The sequence below is a fragment of the Bacillus sp. JJ1474 genome (assembly GCF_036965225.1).
In the GTDB taxonomy this organism is placed as follows: domain Bacteria; phylum Bacillota; class Bacilli; order Bacillales; family Cytobacillaceae; genus Cytobacillus.
Genome location: NZ_JBALPC010000197.1, coordinates 7,275 through 10,168, shown reverse-complemented (window position 1 = coordinate 10,168; position 2,894 = coordinate 7,275). Strand labels below are relative to the sequence as shown.

Genomic DNA, 2,894 nt, shown 5'->3' with positions numbered 1-2,894 from the left:
ATGATTAATTTTTCATATTTCAAAATAATTTTCATGATATTAACTTTATAATCAATAATTTACTATTTGGGTGGCCTAATAAAGTCATTCATAGTCCAATATATGTAAAATTCCTACTCCTTTTGTAGTATAATGTAAGAAAACCTCAGATTGTGGAGTGGTTAGAGTGGCCTTTACAATTCCAGAAACTATTCGTTCGACTGCGACTGCTGGCGAGAGACTGCTTTTTCGAACATTAAAGAGTTATTTGCCTGATGACTATATAGTGTATTATGAGCCCGAGATACATGGTAAGCGTCCAGATTTTGTGATTATAGGTCCAGATCTCGGGTTATTAGTATTGGAAGTAAAAGATTATACAAAGAATACATTGTTTCAAATTAATCAAGATGAATGGACGTTGGTTACTTCATCAGGGGTTCAAACGAAAACGAAAAGTCCGTTAAAGCAGGCACGCGAGAATGTGTTTCATATCGTAGATGCATTGAAGAAAGATCGCAATTTGGTTCATCTAGAAGGGAAGTATCAATTCCAGCTAAAGTTTCCTTATGGTTTTGGGACAGTGTTCACTCGGCTTTTCCAGAAAGACTTTATTGAAAACGGGCTGTATTCCGTGGTTGAGCCGTCCCTTTGTTTAACTCGGGATGAGATTGATCCAGATAAGGAAGCTTTTTCAGAAGAAAATTTATTTGAAAAAATCTCTAATATGTTCATTGTCCCTTATCGTTTGCCCGCTCCATTAGGAAAGGAAGAACTGGATGCAATCCGCTATCATTTATTTCCGGAGGTACGCATTAGTGCTGAATTTAAGCAACCAGTTCCATACCAAGATCAGCTGCTTTTGTCATTGCATGATATTAAGGCAATGGACCTTCACCAGGAAATGCTGGCGAAGCAAATAGGGGATAAAAATCGTTTGATTCGCGGAGTGGCGGGGAGCGGAAAAACATTGATACTTGCCAGCCGGGCAAAGATGCTGGCAAAAGATCATCCGGATTGGAAGATTTTAATATTATGTTATAACATTTCTCTTGCCCGAAGTATTGAGCAAATGATTCATCATATGATGAATGAGCCTGATAATCTCTTTGATTTTAATTTTTCAGCGGCAGAACAAGAAGTCGATTCAAAAATACATAATATACAGGTCTGTAATTTCCACGCATGGCTTAAGAATGATTTAAGGATCACAGAAGATGCTATCCCATCCATGACTGAAAAGCTTGAAGTCGGGCAAGCTATTTTACCGATGTATGATGCTATATTAATAGATGAGGGCCAGGACTTTCAAGGAGATTGGTTCGGTCTTGTCAGTCAATTGCTGAATCCGGATACAAAATCCCTCTTATTGGTTGAGGATAGAGCACAAACTATATACAAACGGAAGCGCAGTTATGTGCAGGACACAGGTTTGAGCTTTAAAGGAAGATCTAAGGTATTAAGTATTAATTATCGTAATACAGCTCAGATTGTGAAATTTGCATGGGATTTTTATCAAAAGCATTCTGCTCTTAAAAATAAGGTCGTTAATAAGGAGCACGAAGGGGAAATCATTGCACCTCAAAGTACTAGAAGAAAAGGTGTAGAACCAGCCATAGTCAAAACTGACAGTTTTTTTAAAGAGGCAAAAATTGTGGTACGGCAAATTCAAAAGCTGCATGATCAATACAAAGTTCCTTTTTCTGAAATGCTGATTCTTTATCGGGTGAAAAAGACATATCAAATGAATTACATCGATGTTTTAAAGCGAGCCCTTGATCAGGAGGGCGTTAAGTATTACTGGCTAACTGAAAATAGTGAGTCCAAGCGGAAGTTTGAACGAGAAGAGGATTCTGTCAAAATTAGCACAATTGACAGCAGCAAAGGTTTAGATTTTCAGGCAGTTTTTATTGTAAATATAGATAACATGCCGTTTACCTTGGAAGATGATAAAGAGCGCGAAGCATCTCTATTATACATTGGAATGACAAGGGCGAAGGAATACCTATGCTTATCTTATTCCGGAGAATCGGAGTATACGAAATATTTTGATGAGATTAATATGGAACGACAGACTGTTAAGAAGTCTGGGGAAAAGACTAGCTAGTGTGAATATACCTTCTATTGTAAAGTGGAGGGGACATGGTGAAAATAAATAGGAATGAATTAATTAATCGATTAAATCAATTATCGATTTGGAAAAAAGGGGATCAACGTGCTCCACATAAACCTCTCTTGATTTTGTATGCAATTGGGGATATGCAAAAAGAGAGTCACCGTCTTATCCCATATAATAAAGCTAGAGAAAAATTAAAGGAGCTATTAGTAGAATTTGGTCCGCTTAGAAGTTCATATCATCCAGAGCAGCCATTTGTGAGATTAGTAAATGATGGTATCTGGGACCTCTCACAGCCAATAAATACTAGTAAATTCACGAATAAACAACTAATCGATAAACAAATCTCTGCAGGGTTTAAAACAGAGATATATTTACTATTAAAAAATGATATTCAGTTACAGAAGGAAGTGGCTGAAACAGTACTCGATGCTCACTTCCCGGAAACCTTGCATGAAGACATTCTTGATTCTATTGGGCTAGATTTTACCGTTGGAAAAAGAAGCAGCCGTGACCCTAAGTTCAGAGAACGTGTGCTCAAAGCTTATGAATACCGGTGTGCAGTTTGTGGTTTTAACGTACGATTAGGGAATCATCTAGTAGGGACTGAGGCAGCTCATATTAAGTGGCGCCAGGCTGGCGGACCAGATACAGAAGAGAATGGTATTGCACTGTGTTCCTTGCATCATAAGCTGTTCGATCGTGGTATTTTTACAATAAACCACGACAGAAAATTCCTAGTCTCTGAATATGCCAATGGCGGTGATGGTTTTGAAGAATGGGTTATGAAATATCATGG

At 37.8% G+C, this 2,894-nt stretch carries 2 protein-coding genes; both read left to right on the top strand.

Annotated features, from left to right (window positions below):
• The first annotated feature begins 166 nt into the window (after window positions 1–166).
• Window positions 167–2,086: a 3'-5' exonuclease gene (locus tag V7164_RS21350; RefSeq protein WP_335355185.1), complete on the top strand. Its 1,920-nt coding sequence runs from the start codon at window positions 167–169 to the stop codon at window positions 2,084–2,086.
• A gap of 44 nt (window positions 2,087–2,130) precedes the next feature.
• Window positions 2,131–2,894, top strand: a 764-nt coding sequence (locus tag V7164_RS21345) for a phosphorothioated DNA-binding restriction endonuclease (protein WP_438824737.1), incomplete at its 3' end; no start/stop codon positions are given.